17 protein-coding genes and 1 pseudogene are annotated in these 21,042 nt (G+C 73.7%); 11 read left to right on the top strand and 7 right to left on the bottom strand.

What is annotated here, in order from left to right:
* The first annotated feature begins 268 nt into the window (after positions 1 to 268).
* On the top strand, positions 269 to 1,075 hold the full coding sequence (locus ACIRQY_RS26010) for an SGNH/GDSL hydrolase family protein (protein ID WP_351788871.1): 807 nt from the start codon (positions 269 to 271) through the stop codon (positions 1,073 to 1,075).
* A 187-nt stretch (positions 1,076 to 1,262) separates the two neighbouring features.
* Here ACIRQY_RS26010 and ACIRQY_RS26005 read toward each other — a convergent pair whose 3' ends face one another.
* Positions 1,263 to 2,195, bottom strand: a complete 933-nt coding sequence (locus ACIRQY_RS26005) for a protein kinase (protein WP_403929845.1) — start codon at positions 2,193 to 2,195, stop codon at positions 1,263 to 1,265.
* Positions 2,196 to 2,531: 336 nt separating this feature from the next.
* Between ACIRQY_RS26005 and ACIRQY_RS26000 the strand changes: the two genes are divergently transcribed.
* A complete protein-coding gene (locus ACIRQY_RS26000) occupies positions 2,532 to 2,804 on the top strand; it encodes a hypothetical protein (RefSeq protein ID WP_403929843.1) in 273 nt (90 codons plus the stop codon).
* Positions 2,805 to 3,181: 377 nt separating this feature from the next.
* Here the strand turns inward: ACIRQY_RS26000 and ACIRQY_RS25995 are convergent, their stop codons facing one another.
* The 3 genes from ACIRQY_RS25995 to ACIRQY_RS25985 form a co-directional block, all read right to left on the bottom strand.
* Entirely contained in the window at positions 3,182 to 4,378 is a 1,197-nt protein-coding gene (locus ACIRQY_RS25995; protein ID WP_403929840.1) for a CaiB/BaiF CoA transferase family protein, read from the bottom strand.
* A gap of 69 nt (positions 4,379 to 4,447) precedes the next feature.
* A complete protein-coding gene (locus ACIRQY_RS25990) occupies positions 4,448 to 5,227 on the bottom strand; it encodes an ABC transporter permease (RefSeq protein ID WP_403929837.1) in 780 nt (259 codons plus the stop codon).
* Positions 5,224 to 6,162 carry an ATP-binding cassette domain-containing protein gene (locus tag ACIRQY_RS25985; RefSeq protein ID WP_403929834.1) on the bottom strand — a complete coding sequence of 313 codons (939 nt, stop codon included), beginning with the start codon at positions 6,160 to 6,162 and terminating at the stop codon, positions 5,224 to 5,226. The genes ACIRQY_RS25990 and ACIRQY_RS25985 overlap by 4 nt, the downstream gene beginning before the upstream one ends.
* A 63-nt stretch (positions 6,163 to 6,225) precedes the next feature.
* On the opposite strand from ACIRQY_RS25985, the gene ACIRQY_RS25980 reads away from it, so the two are divergent.
* Positions 6,226 to 6,960, top strand: a complete 735-nt coding sequence (locus ACIRQY_RS25980) for a TetR/AcrR family transcriptional regulator (protein ID WP_403929831.1) — start codon at positions 6,226 to 6,228, stop codon at positions 6,958 to 6,960.
* A gap of 260 nt (positions 6,961 to 7,220) precedes the next feature.
* Here the strand turns inward: ACIRQY_RS25980 and ACIRQY_RS25975 are convergent, their stop codons facing one another.
* The 3 genes from ACIRQY_RS25975 to hmgA all read right to left on the bottom strand — a co-directional run bounded on the left by ACIRQY_RS25975 (position 7,221) and on the right by hmgA (position 10,765).
* Positions 7,221 to 8,453 (bottom strand): type ISP restriction/modification enzyme, encoded by a 1,233-nt coding sequence (locus ACIRQY_RS25975; RefSeq protein ID WP_403929972.1) that lies wholly within the window; start codon positions 8,451 to 8,453, stop codon positions 7,221 to 7,223.
* 199 nt (positions 8,454 to 8,652) lie between these two features.
* On the bottom strand, positions 8,653 to 9,402 hold the full coding sequence (locus tag ACIRQY_RS25970; protein WP_351788850.1) for a GntR family transcriptional regulator: 750 nt from the start codon (positions 9,400 to 9,402) through the stop codon (positions 8,653 to 8,655).
* A 40-nt stretch (positions 9,403 to 9,442) separates the two neighbouring features.
* The gene (gene hmgA / locus ACIRQY_RS25965) at positions 9,443 to 10,765 is read right to left on the bottom strand and encodes a homogentisate 1,2-dioxygenase (RefSeq protein ID WP_403929828.1); all 1,323 of its coding nucleotides are present in this window, start codon (positions 10,763 to 10,765) and stop codon (positions 9,443 to 9,445) included.
* A gap of 234 nt (positions 10,766 to 10,999) precedes the next feature.
* Between hmgA and ACIRQY_RS25960 the strand changes: the two genes are divergently transcribed.
* From ACIRQY_RS25960 to ACIRQY_RS25925, 8 genes and pseudogenes are all read left to right on the top strand, one after another.
* A complete protein-coding gene (locus ACIRQY_RS25960; protein ID WP_403929825.1) occupies positions 11,000 to 13,351 on the top strand; it encodes a right-handed parallel beta-helix repeat-containing protein in 2,352 nt (783 codons plus the stop codon).
* A gap of 338 nt (positions 13,352 to 13,689) precedes the next feature.
* Positions 13,690 to 14,502, top strand: coding sequence for a hypothetical protein (locus tag ACIRQY_RS25955; RefSeq protein ID WP_403929969.1), 813 nt, complete (start codon positions 13,690 to 13,692; stop codon positions 14,500 to 14,502).
* 113 nt (positions 14,503 to 14,615) lie between these two features.
* Positions 14,616 to 15,875: a hypothetical protein gene (locus ACIRQY_RS25950; RefSeq protein WP_403929966.1), complete on the top strand. Its 1,260-nt coding sequence runs from the start codon at positions 14,616 to 14,618 to the stop codon at positions 15,873 to 15,875.
* A gap of 37 nt (positions 15,876 to 15,912) precedes the next feature.
* On the top strand, positions 15,913 to 16,773 hold the full coding sequence (locus ACIRQY_RS25945) for a TetR family transcriptional regulator (protein WP_403929822.1): 861 nt from the start codon (positions 15,913 to 15,915) through the stop codon (positions 16,771 to 16,773).
* Between the two features lie 50 nt (positions 16,774 to 16,823).
* Positions 16,824 to 17,219 (top strand): annotated as a pseudogene (locus ACIRQY_RS25940) (molybdopterin dinucleotide binding domain-containing protein); the annotation flags it as partial.
* 119 nt (positions 17,220 to 17,338) lie between these two features.
* Positions 17,339 to 18,847 (top strand): CitMHS family transporter, encoded by a 1,509-nt coding sequence (locus ACIRQY_RS25935; RefSeq protein ID WP_403929819.1) that lies wholly within the window; start codon positions 17,339 to 17,341, stop codon positions 18,845 to 18,847.
* A gap of 372 nt (positions 18,848 to 19,219) precedes the next feature.
* A complete protein-coding gene (locus ACIRQY_RS25930) occupies positions 19,220 to 19,846 on the top strand; it encodes a hypothetical protein (RefSeq protein ID WP_403929816.1) in 627 nt (208 codons plus the stop codon).
* On the top strand, positions 19,833 to 20,645 hold the full coding sequence (locus ACIRQY_RS25925) for a class F sortase (RefSeq protein WP_403929813.1): 813 nt from the start codon (positions 19,833 to 19,835) through the stop codon (positions 20,643 to 20,645). Before ACIRQY_RS25930 ends, ACIRQY_RS25925 begins: the two co-directional genes overlap by 14 nt.
* Positions 20,646 to 21,042 lie beyond the last annotated feature (397 nt).

The following is a 21,042-nucleotide window of genomic DNA, read 5'->3' as shown; positions in this document are numbered from 1 at the left end:
GGCAACCGCCCCGATCGGATCGGGTCAATCCGTTTGTGTGCGGGGGTCGGTGGCGAGGGGCTTCCGGGTGTCTCTGCGGGTGTTTGTCGCGCTCCCGCCCGGACGGCGAGCGGGAGCGGAGTCTCCGCTTCCCCAACTGGCTGAAAAGTGATGCGTTTTGTCCGATGGCCGGAAGATCTTCACTTCCATTTTTGACATGGACACTTCCGGTCTGGCGCATCCACTGCTACTACCTGGTAACGCAGAGATCCTGCTACAGGGAGATGCCATGAGACTGCCTCGAATCACCGCCCTCTCCGCCTCGCTCCTGCTCGGCGCCGCCCTCGCCCTCACCGGGGCGGGCACCGCCCAGGCCGCCGGAACCGCCGCGGTCGACTATGTGGCGCTGGGGGACTCGTACTCCTCCGGCGTCGGCTCCGGCAGCTACGACAGCGCGAGCGGCGACTGCAAGCGCTCCACGAAGGCGTACCCCGTGCTGTGGAAGAACGCGAACGCCCCCTCCTCGTTCGCGTTCACCGCCTGCTCGGGCGCCCGAACGGGTGATGTCACCGCCAACCAGCTCGGACCGCTCTCGGCCGCCACCGACCTGGTCTCCCTCACGATCGGGGGAAATGACGCCGGTTTCTCGGACGTCATGACCACCTGTGTGCTTCAGTCCGAAGCCACCTGCATCAACCGTGTGAATCAGGCCAAGGGGTACGTGGACACCACGCTGCCCGGCAAGCTCGACGCCGTCTACACCGCGATCCGCGGCAAGGCGCCCTCCGCCCGCGTGGTCGTCCTCGGCTACCCGCGCTTCTACCAGCTCGGCGGCGGCTGTGTCGCCGGGCTGAGCGAGGCCGAGCGCAGCGCCATCAACGGAGCCTCCGACTACCTCAACGCCGCCGTCGCCAAGCGGGCGGCCGACCACGGCTTCACCTTCGCCGCCGTCGTCCCGGCCTTCACCGGCCATGAGATCTGCTCCAGCTCCCCCTGGCTGAACAGCGTCAACTGGCTCAACATCGGGGAGTCCTACCACCCGACGGCCGCCGGACAGTCCGGCGGCTACCTGCCCACCTTCAGGAACGCGGCCTGACCGGACGGCTCGTCCCCGGCGCCGGACCCGGCCCGACGGGTGCGCCCGCACCCCGAGAACCGGGCCCGGCGTGCCGCACCCCGAGAACCGGGCCCGGCGCGCCGGCCCCGGGCCGTCGAGCCCGGCCCCGCAGCCCCTTGATCCAGCCCCGCCCCGCTTCTCCCGCGCTCCCCGTCCCGGCCGGGCGTCAGCCCCGTACCGCCTGGTAGGCCAGTGCCCCCGCGATCAGCAGGGCGCCGACCAGACCGGCCAGAAGCACGGTCGCCCGGCGCGGCCCCGTCCCCCGGGCCGGTCGTCCGCCCCCGTGCGGAGCCGTACGGGCGCCGCTCCCGGAGCCGTCCGTCTCCCGCCGCCCCCGCGCCCCGTCGGCGTCGCTCCCCGGAGTCCGGCCGCCGGGGGTGCCTCCGCCCGGCGCGGTTCCGTCCGTCCCCTGTTCCTCACGGGCGCCCCGCGCCCCGCCCGTGGCCAGCCGTCGCAGTTCCCGCTCGAACCGGTCCGCCGCCGGTGGCTGCCCGGGGGCCGGCCGACGCATCTCCTCGACCAGGGCGCGCAGCGCCTCCGCGTCCTCCGTGGGCGTCTTCGCCCCGGCGGCGGCGAGGAGTTCCGCCACCGACGCCAGGTCCTCCGCCTCTCCGGGAGCCTCCTCCGGTGCCGTGCCGAAGCCCGTCACGACGATCCGCCCGTCGTTGGCGAGCAGGACGTGCCCCGGCTCCACGCCCCGGTGCGCGACACCCTCCCCGCGCGCCGCCCGCAGCGCCCCGAGGACCTCCGCCCCGATCCGCGCCGCCTCGCGCGGCGGCAGCGGTCCCGCCGCCTCCAGCGTCTCCCCGAGGGTGAGCCCGCGCACCAGCTCCGTCACCAGCCACGGCCGGCCGTCCTCGGTGGCCACGCCGAGGGTCCGTACGACGGAGGGGTGCGAGATCCGGGCGGCGGCCCGCGCCGCGCGCTCCCGCCGGGCGTGGAACAGGGGCGACTCGTCAGCGGGGAGCCCGTCCGGCACCCGGAACTCCTTGAGGGCCACCTCCCGGCCGTCCGTCTCGTCCAGGGCGCGCCAGACGGTGCCGGTCGCTCCCTCGGCGAGGACGTCCAGGAGCCGGTACCGACCCGCGATCACCGTCATGGATCCAGACGTAGCCCGAAGGGGGCCCTTCGAAACCCCGTCCGGTGGCCCGGGGCCGCTCGAACGGCTCGGGTGGTGGAGATCACACCCGCCGGGGTCTCCGCAAGGGCGCACACCGGGGGCAGGATGGTGTGTGACGGTGCGGCAGGTGTGCGAAACCTGCCTGTTCCTGTCTGCTCTTGTCCAAGTCGCCCTGAAATAAGATGGATTCGGACAGTGGGCGTCAACCCCCGTACACGTTCGACGGATCCTGCCGCCGGGATACACGGGTGTCATGGCGGGGCGATAGGGTTAACCTGCCCTGGGTCGGGTGCCCTTGTACGGGTGGGGAGTGACATGGAACAGATAGCGATGCGTGGCAGGCCGCGAGTGCCCGCCATCACCTGCGGGAGCGGTGCGACCAGTTCGCGTCTCGACCGCCATCTCGCGGTGCTCGGCGGACCGGCGATACCGCAGCGCGAGGCGGCCGAGGCGACCCTGCTGATGCGGGAACTGACGACGCGTACGCACGAGGCACCGGTGCACGGGCACCGCAGCCGCAGTGCGCGGGTCTCGCTCTTCGCTCCGCTCCGCCGTCTCCGCCGCTCCCTCTTCGGTACGCGCCGCTGACGACCGGGCGTGCCGGGCGGGCGTGACCCCGAGGTTCCCGCCCGCTCCCGCCCGGCCGCCCCGGCCCCGTACCTCCGTGAACGACGTGAAAGCGCCGGACGTGTCCCCGCCCGTCCGGCGCTTCGCCGTGCCCGCCCGCATGCCGCCGTGCCGAGGCCGTCGCCTTGATGCCCGGTCCCTCCGGCGGGACGACCGCTCTCCGGGCGGACCCCGACAGTCCTGGACCGGGCGGATGCGGACGGCCCGCCTCCGACCGGACCCTGACGGCCCGTCCCGACCCCCACCCCCGACCATCACCCCCGGTCACGGACCCTGGCCCCTGACCACCGACCCCCGACCCCCGACCGCCATCCCCGGTCATCCGCCGCCGGGTGTTCTCAGGCGACCACTCCCGCGTCCCTCAGCTCCCGCACCTCCGTCTCCGGCACGCCCAGACCGGCGAGGACCGTGTCCGTGTCCTGCCCGAGCGCTGGAATCCGGTCCATGCGGGGCTCCGGCCCGTCCGGGAAGACGATCGGTGGCAGCAGCGCGCGCAGCGGCCCCACCGGCGACTCCACCTCCCGCCAGCGGTCACGGGCCGTCAGCTGCGGATGGTCCGCCAGATCTGCGACCGAGTTGAGCCGGGCGCAGGCGACGCCCGCCGCGTCGATCCGCGCCAGCGCCTCGGGCGCCGACAGCGGGGCCAGCGCCGCCGCGACCAGGGCGTCCGTCGCGGCCCGCCCGGCCACCCGCGCCGCGTTCGTCGCGAAGGCCGGGTCACCGGCCAGCTCCGGACGCCCGAGGACCCGCTCCGCGAGCCGCCGCCACTCCCGGTCGTTCTGCACCGACAGCAGCACCAGGCCCCCGTCGGCGGTCGGATAGGCGTCGTACGGGGCGATCACCGCGTGCGCGAGCCCCGTACGCGCCGGGGGAGTGCCCCCGTGCATCCCGTGGTGCAGCGGATGCCCCATCCACTCGGCGAGCGCATCGAGCAGGGAGACCTCCACCGGACCGCCCCTGCCGGTCGTGCCGCGCCGCACGAGCGCGGCGAGGACACCGGAGAAGGCGTACATACCCGCCGCGATGTCGGCCGCCGGGATCCCGGACTTGACGGGCCGCTTCGGGGTGCCGGTCACCGCCACCAGGCCCGCCTCGCACTGCACGAGCATGTCGTACGCCCGCCGGTCCGCGTACGGCCCCTCGGGCCCGTACCCCGAGACGTCCACGGCGATCAGACGCGGGTGCGCGGCGCAGAGGGTGACGGCGTCGAGTCCGAGCCGGGCCGCCGCGCCCCGGGCGAGGTTCTGTACGAAGACGTCCGCCCCGGCCACGAGCCGACGGGCCAGCGCGAGGCCCCGGGCGTCCTTGAGGTCGATCGCCACGGACTCCTTGCCCCGGTTGCACCACACGAAGTGCGAGGCGAGACCACGGGCGGCGGTGTCGTACCCCCGGGCGAAGTCCCCGCCGTCCGGGCGCTCGATCTTGACGACCCGGGCGCCGAGGTCGGCGAGCTGCCGGGTGGCGAAGGGGGCGGCGACGGCCTGCTCGACGGCGACGACCGTGATCCCTTCGAGGGGAAGTGGCTGAGTGCTCATGGCAGCCCTGCCTACCGTGCCGGGACACCCTTGTCATCAGGGGCCGGGTCACTCCGGGGGCCGCGCGGGTCAGCCCCGGGCGTGGCGGCGCACCGCGAGCGGAGCCGCGACGGCGATCAGGGCGCACGACCAGAGGAGCGCCCCCGCCACCGGGTGGGTCACCGGCCAGGCGCCGTCGGCGGGTACCGGCGCGTTGCCGAAGAGGTACCGGGCCGCCGTGGTGACCGCCGAGATCGGGTTCCACTCGGCGAGGGTCCGCAGCCATCCCGGCAGGTTGTCCGTCGGGATGTACGCGTTGGACAGCAGCGGGAGCACGAACGTGGCACTGGCGAGCTGTCCGGCCGCCTCCTCGCTCTTCGAGGCCAGGCCGAGCAGGATGCCGACCCAGGTCGCCGCGAACCGGAAGAGCAGCAGCAGGCCGAACGCCGCCACCGCCTCCATCGGCGTCCCCTCGATCCGCCAGCCCATCGCGAGCCCGGCCAGGACCAGCGGCACCGTGCCGACCGCGCAGGTCACCAGGTCGGCGAGGGCCTGTCCGAGGGGGACGGCGGCCCGGCTGACCGGCATGGTCCGGAAGCGGTCCGTGACGCCCCGGTGCGCGTCCTGGGCGGCCTGGAACATACCGGTCATGAGCCCGCCGGCGGCCGTCGCCACCAAGAGTCCCGGGACCAGTTGGGCGCGGTACTCGGCGCCGGGGAGGGCGAGGGCGCTGCCGCAGACGTACCCGAAGAAGAGCAGCATGACGATCGGCATCGTCTGGGTCATCACCGTGAGGGCGGGCGCGTTCCGGACGCGCCGGAGGTGGCGGCCGAGGACGGCGGCGCCGTCGTGGACGAGGGCGGTGCTCACGCGGCGGTCTCCTTCCGGTCGGTGAGGCGCAGGAACACCTCGTCGAGGGTGGGCGGGCGCAGGGAGGCATCGACGAGGGGGACCCCGGCCGCGTCGATCTCGCGGACGATCCGGGGGAGGGTGAGCGCGGGGTCGGTGGTCACCGCGCCGACCGTGCGCCGCTCCGGGTCCAGGACGGGCGCCGAGCCGGTCAGCCGGTCGAGGACGGCGGCAGCGGCGTCGAGCGGGGCCGAGGGGGCGAGGGTGACCTCGGCGTAGCCGCCGACCAGCGCCTTGAGCTGGGCCGGGGTGCCCTGCTGCGCGACCCGCCCCCCGTCGATCAGGACGATGTCGTCGGCGAGCCGGTCGGCCTCCTCCAGGTACTGGGTGGTCAGCAGGACGGTGGTGCCGCCGGACGCCAGCTCCCGCACGGCGTCCCACATCGCGTTGCGGCTGTGCGGGTCGAGCCCGGTCGTCGGCTCGTCGAGGAAGAGGACCCGGGGTGGTACGAGGACGCTGGCGGCCAGGTCGAGGCGCCGCCGCATACCGCCGGAGTACGTACGGGCCGGGCGCCCGGCGGCCTCCGTGAGGCCGAACCGGTCCAGGAGTTCGTCGGCGCGGGAGCGCGGGGCGCGCAGCAGCCGGGCGAAGAGCCGCAGGTTCTGGGCGCCGGTCAGATCGCCGTCGACGGAGGTGTGCTGTCCGGTGACCGCGATCGCCCGCCGCACCCCCGCCGGGTCGCGCACCAGGTCGTGCCCGGCGATCCGGGCGCTCCCCGCGTCGGGCCGGACGAGGGTGGTGAGGACGCGGACGGCGGTGGTCTTGCCCGCGCCGTTGGGGCCGAGGACGCCGCAGACCGAGCCCTCGGGGACGGCGAGATCGAGCCCGCGCAGGGCCTGGACGTCGCCGTAGCGCTTCCGCAGACCTTCACTAAGTACAGCGTACGTAGTTGTCATGGCGTGACCGTACCCCACTACGTACGCTGTACGTAACTACGATGGGGGGCGAGGTGATGATCCATGACGGGCCGAGCGGCCGAACCGGAAGTGATCTGGACCCGGCCCGAACGCGCGGGCCGGGGCCCCAGGCCCGCGTACAGCAGACGGGACGTGGTCGACGCGGCCGTCCGCATCGCCGACGGCGAGGGCGTCGAAGCGGTCTCCATGCGCCGCGTCGCCGCCGAACTCGGCTGCGGCACCATGTCGCTCTACAACTACGTCCCCCGCAAGGAGGACCTCCACGAGCTGATGGTCGACGCCGTCAGCGGCGAGTACGAACTGCCCGAGGAGCCCAGCGGTGACTGGCGCGCCGACATGACCGCCGTCGCCCACCAGGCCCGCGCGATCGTGCACCGGCACCCCTGGCTCCCCCGGATGACGACCACCGCCTACGGCTTCACCCCCAACGCCCTGCGCTTCCTGGAGTGGTGCCTGGGCTGCCTCGCCCCCCTCGACGCCCCCGCCGGGGTGAAGATGCAGCTGATCGCCATGGTCAACGGCACGGTCATGGCGACCGTCGGCGACGAGCACGCCGTCGCCGAACGGGCCAGGGGACTGCCCTGGACCGAGGAGGAGGAGCAGGCGGTGCGCGGGACCTACCTCAGGGGGCAACTGGCGAGCGGACGGTATCCGCAGCTGGCCGCCCTGCTCGCCGGTTCGCCCGTCCCGGCCGACACGGAGCAGATCTTCGACCTGACCATCCGACGGCTCCTCGACTCCTTCGACCCCGCGCGCGGCGGGGGCGGTTCGGGCTGAGATCGCCGGGGTGGCCGGGGTGACCGGGGTGGCAGGGGCGGCTGGTGCGGTCGGGGTGGCCGGGGTGAGGGTGGTCCCGGTGGTCCCGGTGGTCCCGGTGGTCCCGGTGGTCCCGGTGGTCCCGGTGGTCCCGGTGGTCCCGGTGGTCCCGGTGGTCCCGGTGGGGACGGCGGGGACGGCGGGGCGGCCGGGCCGGATGTCGTCCTGATGAGGGCGCTCCGGCCGGAGGTGGTTCTGTCGGGCACGTTCCGGCCGGGCCGTCACAACAGCATGAACTGCCCCTCCGGGCCCTCCTCCTGATGGTCCAGTACGGAAGCCGGGCGGCGGGTCCGGTCCGGCGGCGGCAGGATCCCGGCCGCCCGCAGCGACGCCCGCCCCGCCGTGCCCGCCGGGAGGACCGCCGCCTCCACGAGCCGGGCCCGTTCCCGTTCCCGGGCGCCGAGCAGCGCGAGCACCGTGATCAGATCGAGCAGCTCCGAGGTCCACTCCTGCGGCCACTCCGCCGGGCCGATCGCCTCCAGTGACCCGGGCTCCGGCCGGGCCGTGCGGTGCGCGAACCAGCGCTCAAGGACCCGCACCCCGCCCACCCGGAACTCCCACGCCTCCGCCGGGACGGGTGAGACGCGCCCCTCGCCGAGGCACAGCGTCCCGTCCCCCGCCTCGTACGTCATCGTCTCCGGCCGCGCCGGGACCGCCGCCCGCACATAGGGCCGCCGCCCGCCCGGCAGCCGGGGCTTCGTCCCGCTGAGGGCGCCCCGCGTCTGCGCGTCCACCAGCTCCCGGCCCAGTGCCACCCCCGCCGCCCACACCTCCGGGTCCCCGGGAAGCGGCACCCGGCACCCGGCGGGGGAGGGCAGGGCCGCCGCCACGGTCCACGCGAGCCACGCGTGGGCGTCGGACCCGGGCCCGTACCGCGCCCCGAGGAAGGCGAGGAGGCCCGGCGCCAGATTGGGCTCCCGGCCGTCCGGGCGCCGGAACAGCGGCCGGATGCGGCCCGGCCGCCCGGCGGGCGAGCGGCCCTCCGGCAGCACACCCGTCACGACGAGAGCAGGGCCCGCCGCCCCGGGCACGTACCCCTGCTCCACCACGAAGAGCTGAGGCGGCCCGGCGACCCGCCACAGCTCCGGGCGCGCGGTGTCGATCAGCCGGTGGTCGGGCAGCAGCCACTGCTCGTCGAACGGCTCCCGCGCCACCCGCACCGGCTCCGGGCACGGGCCGGGCTCTCGGGACCAGCGGGCGGTTCCGGTCCGCTGGCCGGGAAGGGCGGCGACCGCGCTCGACGGGGTGCGCGCCCGGCTGGGCCGGAACAGGGCCTCCCGCTCGGGCCCCTCGGCCGAGACCAGCCGGTCCCAGCGGGCGCGCAGCGTCCGCGCGTCCGGGGCCGCGACCCACGGGCGGCCGAGGCGCAGGGGCGCGACGGACCACGGCATGAGGTCGTCGAGGAGGGGCAGGTCGTCGTCGGGCGCTCCGGGGGCTTCCGTCACGCCCCGTATGCTAACGAGGGCGCTCCGTACCCTTCCACCGTCCGCCCGCCGGACCCTCACGGCCACGGACGCTCCTCGGGGACCGGCTCTCCCGCGAACCGGCTCTCCCGCGACGTCGGACCTCTCGGGACGGGCCCCTCAGGGCCACGGGCGCCCGCCCGGAGCCGGGGCGGGTGCTTCGGGGGCGGAGCCGCCGGGCCGCGCGTCGTCAGCGGGCCTCGACCGTGACCGTGAAGGAGAAGCGGTCGCCCCGGTAGCGGATGCGGGCCACGTCCACGACCCGGCCGTCCTCGTCGTAGGTGACGCCGGTGTAGTGGAGGATCGGCGAGAGCAGCGGGACCTGGAGCAGCCCCGCCGTCTCCGGATCGGCGAGCCGCGCCTCGACCGTGTCCGTGATGCGGCTGATCCGCACCCCGACGACGTCCCGCAGGACCTTCGTCATCGGCCAGCGCTCCAGGTCCGCCGGGTCGATCGCGGCGCCCAGCTCCGGAAGCACGGCGTTCTCCGCCCAGTTGGTCGGCTCGCCGCTCTCGCCGTCCCGGCGCAGCCGCCGGTACGCCATCACCTCCGGCACACCGGGGAAGTGCTCCGCCAGCTCCCCGGGCACCGGCTCGACGCCGTGCCCGAGGACCGTCGTCCGCTCGCCCGACTGCTGCGCCACGATCGCGTCGATCGAGCCCAGCAGCCGGCGCGGGGTGGAGCGCCGGGCGCCCGGCTCGATGAAGGTGCCGCGCCGCCGGTGCCTGCTGATCAGACCCTCCGCCTCCAGCTCCTTCAGGGCCTGGCGCATGGTCAGCACGCTCACGCCGTAGTGGGCCGCGAGCTGCTCCTCGGTGGGCAGCCGCAGCGGGGCGTCGGGCACGCGGCCCAGTATCGAGGCGCGCAGCGACTGCGAGACCTGATACCAGAGCGGCAGCTTGCGGTTCAGGACCAGGGAGTCGGGAGCGAAGGCGGTCACGGTTTCTCCGTACGGGGGCTACGGGCTCACGGCCGGGACACTACGGCCGGAAGTGGCGCTGCAGACCTTGCCACACGTCGTCGTACCCGCGCTGCAGGTGGTCGCTCTCCGACGCCTGCGGGGTCGTGACCAGCGGCCAGCGGGTCTCGAACATGAAGGCCAGACCGTCGTCGATCTTCTGTGGACGCAGCTCGGCGGCGCTGGCCCGGTCGAAGGTCTCCCGGTCGGGACCGTGCGCCGACATCATGTTGTGCAGTGAGCCGCCGCCCGGCACGAACCCGCCCTTCCCGGCGGTCTTCGCGTCGTACGCGCCCTCGATCAGGCCCATGTACTCGCTCATCACGTTGCGGTGGAAGTACGGCGGCCGGAAGGTGTCCTCGCCGACCAGCCAGCGCGGTGCGAAGACCACGAAGTCCACGCCCGCGAGCCCCGGGGTGTCCGACGGCGAGGTGAGCACGGTGAAGATCGACGGGTCCGGGTGGTCGTACGAGATCGTCCCGATGACATTGAAGCGGCGCAGGTCGTACACGTACGGGGTGTGGTTGCCGTGCCAGGCGACGACATCCAGCGGGGAGTGGCCGTACGTCGCCGACCAGAGGTTGCCGCAGTACTTGTTGACCACCTCCACCGGGCCCTCGACGTCCTCGTACGCGGCGACCGGCGCCCGGAAGTCCCGTGCGTTGGCCAGGCCGTTGGCGCCGATCGGGCCGAGGTCGGGGAGCTGGAACGGCGCCCCGTAGTTCTCGCAGACGTAACCGCGCGCGGTCGCGTCGAGCAGCTCCACCCGGAACCGGACCCCGCGCGGGACCAGCGCGACCTCGCCGGGGCGGACCGCGAGCAGGCCCAGCTCGGTGCGGAGCAGCAGACCGCCCCGCTCCGGCACGATCAGCAGCTCGCCGTCCGCGTTCCCGAAGACCCGCTCCATGGCGGCGTTGGCGTGGTAGAGGTGCACGGCCATGCCGGTGCGCTGGGTCGCGTCACCGTTGCCGCCCAGCGTCCACAGGCCGGCCAGCCAGTCGGTGCCCGGGGCGGGCTCGGGCAGCGGGTCCCAGCGCAGCCGGTTGGGGTCGGGCACCGTCTCGGTGAACGGCGTGCCGCGCAGCCCCCCGTTGCCGGTCCGGGTGAACGGCGGGTGCGCGGCCGAGGGGCGGATCCGGTAGAGCCAGGAGCGGCGGTTGTGGGCCCGCGGCTCGGTGAAGGCGCTGCCGCTCAACTGCTCCGCGTAGAGCCCCAGCGGGGCGCGCTGCGGCGAGTTGCGGCCGTCCGGCAGCGCCCCGGGGACCGCCTCCGAGCCGTGCTCGTTGCCGAAGCCCGTGGTGTAGCCGAGCGTCTCGGCCGTCTTCCTGGCCTGCTCCGTGGTCATCGACCGCTCCTGTCCTGAGTCCCCAAGGGAATCCTATGCATGACCGTAGGATTCCGCGCGCCCTCCCGTCAACGGGGCGCCCCGGGAAGGCTGTCCGTCCGGTCGGCGAGGTGCCGAGGGAAGGCTGTCCGTCCGGTTGTCCGCTCGGTCGCCGGGGCGCCGAGCGAAGGCTGTCCGTCCGGATGTCCGCGCGAGGGGGTCAAAAAAGATGAACATTGCTCTACTCTCACGCGCATGTCCTGGACCCGAAGGTTCGTCCTCACGCTCTCGGCCGTGCTCGCCGCACTTGCCGCGACCTTGCTCGCCGCACCCGGGGCCCAGGCCCACGAGGAGCGGCCCGTCACCTTCCCCGACGGCTCCGGCAGCGTGCCGAAGCTCCGCACCGGTGAACCCGACCTCCTCGTCTGCAAGACCGACCGGACCGACTTCACCCGCCGCGTCTCCGGATTCCCCACCACCCTCAGGACCCGCAACCTCGCCCTCTTCGAGCGCTGCGTCCGTGACGGCTACCGCCACCTCCAGCAGGCCGTCGACGCCGTCGACCGGCCCGGCCTCACCATCGCGATCCTCCCCGGGCTCTACGAGGAGGAGCCCTCGCAGCCCCAGCCCACCGGAGCCTGCGCCACCCTCGACGCCCCCAAGTCCTCCCTCGGCTACCAGATCCTCAGCTACGAACAGCAGCTGCGGTGCCCGCACAACCAGAACCTCGTCGCCATCCTCGGCAAGAAGGACCTCCAGATCGAGGGCACCGGCGCCTCCCGGCTCGATGTCGTCATCGATGCCAAGTACCGCAAGCTCAACGCCCTGCGGGCCGACGGCACCGACGGCATCTACTTCCGCAACTTCACCGCCCAGCGCACCACCTTCAACTCGCTGTACGTCCTCGCCGCCGACGGCTTCGTCATCGACGACGTCCTCACGCGCTGGAACGACGAGTACGGCTTCCTCACCTTCGCCTCCGACCACGGCCTCTACAAGAACTGCGAGTCCTACGGCAACGGCGACTCCGGCATCTACCCCGGCTCGGCCTCGAACATCAACGACGGGCGCGGCTACGACGTCCCCCGCTACTCCATCGAGATCACCGGCTGCCGCAGCCACCACAACATGGTCGGCTACTCCGGCACCGCCGGAGACTCCGTCTGGGTCCACGACAACGAGTTCGACAACAACATGGGCGGCGCCTCCATGGACTCCGCCTTCCCCGGCCACCCCGGACTGCCCCAGAACCACGCCCGCTTCGAACGCAACCTGATCCACGACAACAACGCGAACTACTACCCGTACGTCGCCGACGGCACCTGCGCCAAGCCCCCCGTCGACCGGGGCTACGAACAGGGCGTCGTCTGTCCCCAGATCTCCATGCCCCCCGGCACCGGCATCATCACCGCGGGCGGCAACTGGAACCTCTACGAGGACAACTGGATCTACGGCCACCAGCGCACCGCCTTCTTCCTCAACGCCGTCCCCGCCTTCATCCGGGGCGAGTCCGCCTGGGCCAAGCAGGCCGACACCTCCCACCGCAACCGCTATGCGGGCAACCGCCTCGGCGTCGACAAGGCGGGCGTCTCCCGCCCCAACCGCACCGACGTCTGGTGGGACGGCCAGGGCAGCGGCAACTGCTGGCAGAGCGACACCGGCGCCACCACTCCCGGCGCCCTCCCCGGCTGCGGAGCCCGCCGGGGCGACGTCTCCGGCGACACCGACCGGCTCGTCGGCGAACCCGTCAAGCTCGCCCAGCTCCTCGTCTGCGCCGACTACAACGTCCAGGCCCGCCGCCTCCCGGCCGGCTGCGACTGGTACGGCGCCCGGGGCGTCCAGCGCGTCGAGACCCAGCTCGCCCTCGGCAGCGCCCTCGTCCTCGCCCTGGCGGGCCTCGCCGTCTGGTGGCGCCGCCTCCGCGGCAGCCGCCTCGCCGCCGTCGCCTCCCTCCTCGGCCTCGCGGGCCTCGCCCTCGACGTGGCGGGATCGACCCTCGCCCTCACGCCGACCGTCGTCCCCGCCCTCGCGCTGCTCCTCACCGGCGCCTGGTGGACCCTGCTCGGCCTCGCCCTCCGTCCCACCCGTCCCGTCTTCGCCTGGACCACCGTGGCCCTGGGCGCCCTCACCCTCCTCGACGCCTTCGACAAGGCGGTCCTGATGGTCCCGGGCATCCCCCTGAGCCCGGCCTGGCTCCGTCTGCTCCTCGGCGTGGTCTGGGTCCTCTGGGCCGTCGTGGCAGCGGGCGGGCGCAGCTCCGCCGCCCCGTCCCCGGAACCGCCGTCGCCCACGGGCCCCGGGGGAGCGCGACCCGGTGAGGACACCGACGAGGGCGCGGGCGCGGGTGCCGCGGGCGGTGTCGGGGGTGCCACCGGCTCCGTGGGCGGGGCGGGCGCCATGGGTGGCTCACGCTCCGGCCCCGCACCCGGAGGCGCGTCGGCGTCCCGTCACGGCTCCGGCCTCGCTGCCGGTTCCGGCACCGGCACCGGCAGCAACCCCAGCCCCGGCTCCACTTCCGGCCCCGGGTCCGCGTCCCCGACCGGCCTCCGTCCCGGGCCCCCGTCCGGACCCGCGCAGGCCAGGCCCGGCGAGGAGGGGACGGCGTGACCCCGATCCGTACCCCCTTCGGGACCGCAGTCCGTACCCCCTTCGGGACCGCAGTCCGTACGGCCGTCCACAACCCCTTCCGTACCGCAGTCCGCACAGCCGTCCGTACTCCCGGCCGTGTCGCAGCCCGTGCGGCCGTGAGTGCCTCCGTCCGGACCGCAGCGCGTACGGACGTCAGTGCGCCCTTCCCCGCCTCTGTCCATGCCCCCGCCCCCGCCTCTGTCCATGCGTCCGCCCCCACCCCCGCCGCTGCCCGTACCCCCTTCCTTCCCGGCGCCGGAGGGGCCTCCCGGGGGCCCTTGGCGCGACGGACTCTCGTGGCTCCCCGGGCGCTCGTCATGGGCGTCCTGGTCGCCGCCCTGGCCCTGGTGGGCTGTGGCGGCCGCGCCACCACCCACCACAAGCCGGGGACCAGCCACCAGGAGGCCACCGGGAGCAACGGCACCCTGCTCCCGGCCCGGGACGAGGGCGGGCACCGGCTCCGGGAGCTGCCCGCGGCCGACGCGCCGACCGTCCGGGCCGAGGCCGTCCCCGACAGCGAGGGCGGCTGGAACGTCCACCTCACGGTGGAGAGGTTCCGCTTCACCCCCGAGAGCACCGGCGGCGGGGCCCTCCCGGGCCGCGGCCACGCCCGTCTGCTGGTCGACGGCCGGGAGACCGGCCGTCTCTACGGCCCCTGGGGGTACGTGCCCCCGGGTGCCCGCACCCTGACCGTCAGGCTCCACGCGGACGACCACACCGTCTGGGCCGTCGCCGGTGCCCCCGTCCAGACCACCCTGCCCCTGGGCGCCGCGCCCGCCCCGTCGGACCCCGGGACGCCCCCGGCCGCCACCCCCGGCCCCGCCACCTCGGGGGCCCCGCGCCCCACCGGGACCGCCGCACCCGACCCCGGCCGGACCGTCACCCTCACCGTCACCGGCAAGACCGTCTCACCACCTCCGTCCCGCATCGAGTTGAAGAAGGGTGACCGCCTCACCCTCCGGGTCACCGCCGACCGCGCCGACACCGTCCACGTACACGGCTACGACCGTGAACTGACCCTCGCCCCCGGCACTCCCGCGACCCTCACCCTCACCGTCGACCGCACCGGTCTCTTCGAGGTGGAGACCCACGAGTCCGGACTCGTGCTGACTCAACTCGTCGTCCGATGACCGGCCCCCTCGCCCAGGCCGCCCAGGCCGCACAAGCGGTCTGGGCCACCGCCCCCGTGTCCGGTCTCACCGGCGGAACGCCCCTCGCCCCCGGAACGCCCCTCAGCCCCGGCATCTCCCTCGCCCACGGCGTGGGCTCACAGCACGACCTCCCCCTCTCACCGTTCTACGCCTACGCGGGCGCCTTCGCCGCGCTGCTCGTCTCCTTCCTCGCCCTCGGCCTGCTCTGGTCCACCTCCCGCTTCCGCGGCGACCTCGCGGGCCGTCCGCTCCCCGCCGCCCTCCAGCGGGCCGCCGACGCCCCCACCACCCGCACGGTCCTCCGCCTCCTCGGCAGCGCCGCCGCCCTCGTCGTCCTCCTCCACCTCCTCCTCGGTCCCGACGACCCGGACCACAACCCCGCGCCCGGGGCCCTCTACGTCCTCCTCTGGGTCGGACTCGTCCCCGCCTCCCTCCTTCTCGGCCCCGTCTGGCGCCTCCTCAACCCCCTGCGCGCCCTGCACTCCCTCCGCCCGCCCCGCACACCACGCCCCCTCCCCGCCGCCGTCGGCATCCGCCCGGCCGCCGTCGGGCTCCTCCTCTTCACCTGGCTCGAACTCGTCGTCCCCGACAACACCTCCTCCGCCACCCTCCTCGTCGCCCTCGCCGTCCACACCGGTGTGCAGCTCGTAGGCGCCGCCCGCTACGGCGACCGGTGGTTCGCCCACGCCGACCCCTTCGAGGTCTTCTCCTCCCTCCTCGCCCGGCTCTCCCCGCTCGGCCGCCGCACCGACGGCCGCCTGGTCCTGCGCTCCCCCTTCCACGGTCTCGACGCCACCCCACAGATCCCCGGACTCGTCGCCACCGTCTGTGTCCTCCTCGGCTCCACCGCCTACGACGGCCTCTCCGACAACCCCCGCTGGATCACCACCCTCCAGACCTCATCCCTCGGCCCCACTCCCACCGCCACCCTCGGCCTCCTCGCCGCCGTCGCCCTCGCCGCCGCCTGCTACGGACTCTGCGCGGGCGCCCTGCGTCTGATGCACCGAGCCGTCACCACCCCGCTCACCTCCTTCGCCCACTCGCTGCTGCCCATCGCCCTCGGCTATCTCGTCGCCCACTACTTCTCGCTCTTCGTCACCGAAGGACCACGTACAGTCATGATGGCAGGGGGCACTGACAACGCCCTTCCGCCCGCCCCGCTCCTGGGTCCCGCGGGCCTCGCCACGCTCCAGGTCTCCGCGATCGTCACCGGCCACGTCCTCGGTGTGATCGCCGCACACGACCGGGCGGTCCGGCTCTTCCCGCCCGAGCGGGCCGTCGCAGGTCAACTCCCGCTGTTCGTCCTGATGATCGCGTACACCCTCGGCGGCATCGGTCTGCTGATCGCCTGAGGGCGCTCCTCGCCCGACCACCGACCGGAGCGGCATCATGGTCCCCGTGCACCAGACGCGACCCCAGACTCCGCCCGCCCTCCGCCGTGCCCCCGTGCAGCAGCGCAGTGCCGAGCGGCTCGCCCGCATCCTCGACGCCTGCGCCGCGCTCCTCGACGAGACGGGCTACGAGCAGCTGAGCACCCGGGCCGTCGCGGGCCGCGCCGGGGTCCCCATCGGCTCCGTCTACCGCTTCTTCGGCAACAAACGGGCGATGGTCGCCGCCCTCGCCCACCGCAACCTCGACGAGTACGCCCGACGGGTCTCGCGCCGCCTCGCCGAGACCCCGGCCCTCGACGCGCACGGGGCCATCGACGGCGTCCTCGACGAGTTCATCGCGATGAAGCGGACCGTCCCGGGCTTCGCCCTCGTCGACTTCGGCATCCCTTCCGCCACTCCCGGCGAGAACGCGGGCGAGCGCGAGGAAGGCCCCGGCGGGGGCGGCGAGACGGAGGGGGAGGAGGGCGAGGGAGCCGGAACGGAAGGTACCGGGGCGGAAGGCGCCGGGACCCGCAGGGCAGGGGGCGCCGGGACCGGACCCGAAGACACCGCAGGTGAAGGGGCCGCAGGCGACAGCGCCGGAAGCGCCGGAACCGGAAGCGCCGGAAACGGGGGCGCCGGGGCCGGAGGCGAACTCGACGACCCCAACCGGCTCGTCGCCGAGCGGATCTGCGTCCTGCTCGCCGCCCATCTGGACCGGCCCGCCGACACCGATCTGCGCCGGAAGGTCCTGGTCGGTGTCGAGACCGCCGACGCCCTCGTCCGGCTCGCCTTCCGCACCGATCCCGCCGGAGACCCCGCGCTCGTCGACGAGACCCGCCTGCTCCTCCACGCCTACCTGGCGCCCTCGTTGGTGTGACGCATCCGGAGAGTTCCAGCGCTCCGGGGTGACTTCGAGGCGTACCCGACCCGGGCACCCTCCGGCTCGTCGGGCGCCGCCATCCGCGTTCGAACAACAACCGGCCGCACAACATCCTGGCGCTCGGCGGAGGTTCGGGCCGGTGCACCCTCCAGGTGCATCCCGAGGACGCGGCCCGGCTGCGGCTGGTCGACGGCGGGCTCGCCCGGGTGAAGGGCGAGGGCGGCGAGCCGGAGCTCCCCGTGGAGAGCGGCGACGGGGTGCGGCCGGGGGTCGTGAGCATCCCGCACGGCTGGGGTCACGACCGGCCCGGGACCCGGCTGTCCGTCGCGTCCGCGCGCCCCGGGACCGACGTCCATCAGCTCCTCGACGGCTCCCGGATCGACCCCCTGTCGGGGGCCGCCGTCCTGAACGGCTGCCCCGTGGAGCTGTCACCCCTGCCTTGACCTGGGGTTTTGCTCGTATTGCTCACACGTCAACATCTTGTTAACAACAGAAGCGGGCACCTACGGTCATCCGGACCGCCGCTCGGCGGCAGTTCAAGGGTGAACGTGAGGTGTCCTCCATGCTGACCGTCCTCGGCTTCGCCATGATCGCAACCTTCCTGGTTCTGATCATGACGAAAAAGATGTCGCCGATCGCAGCGCTCGTACTCATTCCCGCGCTCTTCTGTGTCGCGGTCGGCCAGGGGGCCCAGCTCGGCGACTACGTGATCGAAGGGGTCGGCAAGCTGGCTCCGACGGCGGCGATGCTGATGTTCGCCATCGTCTACTTCGGCGTCATGATCGACGTCGGTCTCTTCGACCCGATCGTCCGGGGCATCCTGCGCTTCTGCAAGGCGGACCCGATGCGGGTCGTCGTCGGTACGGCGGTGCTCGCCGCGATCGTCTCGCTGGACGGCGACGGCTCCACCACCTTCATGATCACCGTCTCGGCGATGTATCCGCTCTACAAGCGGCTCGGCATGAGCCTGGTCGTCATGACCGGTGTCGCCGCGACCGCCAACGGCGTCATGAACACCGTGCCCTGGGGTGGCCCCACCGCCCGTGCGGCGACCGCGCTGAAGCTGGACGCCGGAGACATCTTCGTCCCGATGATCCCCGCGCTCGGCGTCGGCCTGCTCTTCGTCTTCGTCCTCGCGTACGCCCTCGGTCTGCGTGAGCGCAAGCGCGTCGGCTACCTCACGCTCGACGAGGCCCTCACGCCGGAGAACGAGACCGTACTGGTCGGGACGGGTGGCGGCACCTCGGACACCTCCACCACGTCGGGCAAGGGCGGGAAGTCCGGCAAGACGGGTAAGGCCGGGAAGGCCGGGAAGTCGGCCGCCGGTTCCGGTGCCGGAGCCCTCTCGGGCACCGCCGCCGACGGCTCCTCCGATTCCGGCTCCGCCGGTCCCGCCGGTTCCGTCGCCGTCCTGGGTGGCGACGAGGGCTTCCAGGGGCTCGACCCGAACCGGCCGACGCTCCGCCCGAAGCTGTACTGGTTCAACGCCGGTCTGACCATCGCGCTGCTCACCGCGATGATCCTCGAACTGATGCCGATCCCGGTCCTCTTCCTCCTCGGCGCCGCGCTCGCGCTCACCGTCAACTACCCGAAGATGAGCGAGCAGAGGGAGCGGATCGCCGCCCACGCGGAGAACGTCCTCAACGTCTCCGGCATGGTCTTCGCCGCCGCCGTCTTCACCGGTGTCCTCACCGGTACGGGCATGGTCAAGCACATGGCCGACTGGCTGGTCAACACCATCCCCGAGGGCATGGGCCCGCACATGGCGCTGGTCACGGGCCTGCTGAGCCTCCCCCTCACCTACTTCATGTCGAACGACGGCTTCTACTTCGGCGTGCTGCCGGTGCTCGCGGAGGCGGGCGCGGCCCACGGCGTCTCGCCCCTGGAGATCGCGCGGGCCTCGCTGGTCGGCCAGGCGCTGCACATGTCGAGCCCGCTGGTGCCCGCCGTGTACGTCCTCGTCGGCATGGCGAAGGTGGAGTTCGGCGACCACACCAGGTTCACCGTGAAGTGGGCGGCGCTGACCTCGCTGGTCGTCCTCGCGGCGGGCATGCTCTTCGGCATCATCTGATCCGGATTCAGGAGCCGGGCCCCTGCCCGGCACCGGAAGGACCGCAGGCCCGCCCCTCCTAGGGCGTGTTTCGAAAGTGGCGTCGTCTGCCCGGAGGGCAGGCCTGGCGGCGTCTGGTGCGTGCGATCGCAAGGCGGAGGGTCGCCCCGGTACTGGATGTATCGGGGTGATCCCGACAACGCGGCGAGCGTGCGCACCAGACGCCGCCAGGCAGGCGGGACTTTCGAAACACGCCCTCGGGGCGGGCCTGCGGCCGGACGGGCGACATCGGGGGGCGGCGCGGGCATGTTGCGACCCTCCGTGGTCATGTCATGACAGATAGTCCGATTATCGGATCATCCATCTGACTTTGCCCTTCCGGAGGACCCCCGCATGTCCCCTCGTACCGTCCGGCCCCTCGCCGGGACCGCTGCCGTGACCGCCGCCGTGCTCGCCGTCGGCGGCCTCGCGCTGACCGGGGCGCAGACCGCGTCCGCCGCCCCCGGCGACAACGGCGACGTGAAGATCCACACGGTCGGCACGCCTTTCGGTGACTCGAAGGACGAGCCGAAGGTCTGCAGGTTCTACCTCGCGGCCTTCGACTTCGACGCGCTCCAGCAGGTCAGCTGGTCGATCACCGCCCAGTCGGCCAGGGTCGCCGTCCCGCAGCTCAGCGGTCTCATCAACCTGGGCACCGGGACCGGACACACCGCCCCGCTGTCGCTGCCCGACGGGCAGTACAAGCTCGTCTGGACCTTCCTGGGCGAGACCGGGGCGGCCAAGCAGAAGGTCTTCAAGGTCGACTGTGCCACCAGCGGCCCCCCGACGACCGGCGGGAACGGCCCCGGCAAACCCCCGCAGGGCCCGGTCGGCGCGGGAGGCGGCGGCAGCGCGGAACTCGCCGCCGACGACGGCCCCTCCCTCTTCGGCATCGGGACGGCCGTGGCCGCCGCTCTCGCCGGTACGACCGGACTGGTCCTGATCCGCCGCTCCCGCCGCCGCGACGATGGCGTCGCGTAGGCCCGCCCGCCTCTCGCGCCGACGGCGGCGCCTCTTCCGGCTCGCGAGGACCGTGACGGTGACGGTGGTCCTGGTGGGCGGAGGCGCCTGGTGGGCCGGAGACGAGGAACCGGCCGGGCCGCAGCTCTCCGTCGGACCGGCGGCCCCCGGCCTGAACGCCGTGGCGGCCGGTGCGGCGACCGCGCTCGACCACAAGGCCAAGGCCAGGGAGCACCCCGGGGCCCCACCGCACGGCACCGACGGCACGGGCGGCGCGAAGGGCCCGGACGGTGTGCCCGCGCAACGGGCGAAGACCGCACCCCCGCCCCGTCCGGGACCCCCGCCCGCCCCGCTGGCGCGTTCGCGTCCCACCGCCGTCGCCGTCCCGGCCATCACCATCGAGGCGCCGGTGGTCGAACTCGGTCTCGACGGCCAGGGGCGGCTCGCGACCCCGCCGGTCGACAACCCCCGGGCGGTCGGCTGGTACGCGAAGGGAGCGACACCGGGGGAGAGTGGGACCGCCGTCGTCGTCGGCCACCGGGACACCCGTACGGGACCCGCCGTCTTCCTCAACCTGAACTCGCTCAGCCCCGGCAACACGGTCCGGATCGCCCGCGCCGACGGCCGGGTCGCCGTCTTCACGGTCGATCGCGTCCAGACGTACACCAAGGCCGAATTCCCCGACAAGGAGGTCTACGGCTCCACCGGGCGCCCCGAACTGCGCCTGCTGACCTGCGGCGGATCCTTCGACCGCAGAACGGGCTACGAGGCGAACATCGTCGTCTTCGCCCATCTCACCGACATCGCCCAGAAGATCTGAAGCGGAAGACCTGAACCCGAGGGTCTGAAGCGGAAGATCTGAGCCCGAGGGTCTGAGCCCAGAGACCCGAGGATCCGAGCCCAGAGACCTGGAGATCTGAACCCGGGACGCCGGACCCGAGGCCGGATCCGGAGCGTCGAACCGGAAGATCTGAACCGCGAGAGCCGGGCCCGGAAGAGCCGGACCGCAGAAGAACCGACCCCTCAGGAGGCCGACCCGCACCACCGCACCCGGTTCCGACGGATTCCAGCCGTTCCGTCGGCCCCTTCCCGCCGCGCCCGGCGGGCCGTGCCGTCCGGTGCGTGCCCGCCGGGCGCGGCCGTGAACCACCGGGCCGCATGAGACAGGGGGCACTCCGGAAGGCTCTGGCGCCCGAAAACTAACGACGCTAGTTTGG

It is taken from the genome of Streptomyces sp. NPDC101490, from assembly GCF_044767145.1.
GTDB lineage: Bacteria > Actinomycetota > Actinomycetes > Streptomycetales > Streptomycetaceae > Streptomyces.
Note: the sequence above shows the minus strand (reverse complement) of the source record. Positions and strands in the feature narration are given on the sequence as shown.